2 protein-coding genes and 1 pseudogene are annotated in these 2114 nt (G+C 70.9%); all 3 read left to right on the forward strand.

Going from position 1 to position 2114, the window contains the following annotated elements; all coding sequences use genetic code 11:
• The first annotated feature begins 132 nt into the window (after window positions 1–132).
• The gene (locus LQV45_RS27665) at window positions 133–1221 is read left to right on the forward strand and encodes a dehydrogenase (protein ID WP_230010074.1); all 1089 of its coding nucleotides are present in this window, start codon (window positions 133–135) and stop codon (window positions 1219–1221) included.
• A 3-nt stretch (window positions 1222–1224) separates the two neighbouring features.
• A complete protein-coding gene (locus LQV45_RS27670) occupies window positions 1225–1623 on the forward strand; it encodes a 6-carboxytetrahydropterin synthase (RefSeq protein WP_230010077.1) in 399 nt (132 codons plus the stop codon).
• A gap of 9 nt (window positions 1624–1632) precedes the next feature.
• Window positions 1633–2114 (forward strand): annotated as a pseudogene (locus tag LQV45_RS27675) (glycosyl transferase family 1); the annotation flags it as partial.

A 2114-nucleotide genomic window follows, 5' to 3' on the forward strand; every position in this document is an offset into this window, starting at 1 on the left:
TCACCAACCTGACTAGGGTACCGGAGCAAGGCGCCCATCCACAAAACGAGCCCCAACGGCCCCTGCCCGCCGACTCGCCCGGACACGGCACCCTTCCCCGCGAACAGCCCGGGCACTAGATTCGTAAGCACAATGACGACTTCTGAACAGCACGCCACGGCCACCGCCTATTGGACCGTCGGCCCGGAACAGGGCGAGCTCCGCAGCGAGGACCTGCCCGCCCCCGGCCCCGGGGAGGCGTTGGTCCGGACCCTGTATTCGGGCATCAGCAAGGGCACCGAGCTGGTGGTCCACCGCGCTAGTGTCCCGGAGTGCGTCGCCGGCGCCATGGCCGCCCCCAACCAGGAGGGGGACTTCCCGTACCCGGTGAAGTTCGGCTACCTCACCGTGGGCGTGGTCGAGGACGGACCGGAGGGCTGGGCCGGGAGGACCGTCTTCTGCCTCTATCCGCACCAGGACCGCTTCATCGTCCCGGTCGAAGCCCTCACCATGATCCCCGACGACGTCCCGGCCCGCCGCGCGGTGCTCACCGGCACCGTGGAAACCGCGATCAACGGCCTCTGGGAGGCCGGACCCCGTCTGGGCGACAGGGTCGCCGTGATTGGGGCCGGACTGGTCGGCGGCATGGTGGCCAAGCTCCTGGCCGGCTTTCCGCTCGCGCGGCTGCAGCTGATCGACGTCGACCCCGCCAAACGCGCGTTCGCGGACGCCCTCGGCGTCGACTTCAGCCACCCCGACGACGCCCTCCCGGACTGCGACATCGTGATCCATTGCTCGGCCTCCCAGGAAGGACTGCAACGGAGCCTGCAGCTGGTGGGCGACGACGGCGACATCATCGAAATGTCCTGGTACGCCGACCGGAAAATCTCCCTCCCACTGGGGGAGGACTTCCACGCCCGCCGTCTGTCCATCCGCGCCAGCCAGGTGGGGATGGTGGCTCGCGCCCGCCGGCACCGCCGCACCAACGCCGAGCGTCTCGCGCTCGCCGTGTCCCTGCTGCGGGATCCGGTCTTCGATGTCTTCCTGACCGGCTCCTCGACGTTCGCAGAGCTCCCCGGGGTCGTCCAGCGCCTCGCCGACGGCAACCTGGACGCCCTGTGCCACGTCATCGAATACCCGTCCTGGGACGCTCAATCCGCCGACCAGCCCACCGAGTTCGAATCCGCCGACCAGCCCACCGAGTTCAAATCCGCCGACCAGCCCACCGAAGCCACGAGGTAGCCCGTGTTTAGTCTGACCGTCCGCCGCAACTTCATGATCGCCCACAGCCTTCCGCGCGAAGTCTTCGGCCCGGCCCAGGGCCTGCACGGGGCCACCTTCGTCACGGAGGTGACCTTCCGCCGTCGTGAGCTCAATGACGACGCGATTGTGCTGGACATCGGCGCCGCAGGGGACGCGGTGGACGAGATCCTGGACGAGCTGAACTACAAGAACCTCGACGAGCACCCGGACTTCTCCGGCAAGCTGAGCACCACCGAAGCCCTCGCCCGGTACATCGCCGACGCCGTCGCCGCCCAGATCCGTGTCGGCAACGACGGGCGCGACCTCGCCGGGCTGGACGTCACCCTGCGCGAGACCCCCGATGCCTGGGCCAGCTACTCGCTGGACTTCGACGCCCGCTAGGCGCCGCAGATGCCGCCGGCCAACCCTCGTATCCGTCTTGTGGTGCCCGGCAACGTCCGGCACAACTCCGGTGGCAACGTCTACAACGCGGCGCTCGCCGCCGAACTGGCGGCCCTCGGTGCCGCGGTGGAAACCTGCCCGCTCGACGGCGACTGGCCGGGAGGCAGCGCGGGGGACCGGCGGCGCCTGGCCACGCTGCTCCACGCCGGGCCCGACGGCGGCCCGGCCGGGGGCGGCGGCCCTGCAACTGCCGGCGCCGCAACCTGGGGCACGGTGACGGTGGTCGACAGCCTCCTCGCCTGCGGTGCGCCCGACGAGCTGGAAGCGGCTGCTGCGGCCGGGGTCCGGGTCTGGATCCTGCTGCACATGCCCCAGCCGGACCACGCGGAGCGCGAACGCAGGGCCCTGCGGGCCGCTGCCGGCGTCATCTGCACGAGCGGTTCGGCCGCGGCGGGCATCCGCGCCCGCCACGGCCTCGACGGCCTCCGGGT

This window comes from Microbacterium sp. Bi128 (assembly GCF_918698205.1).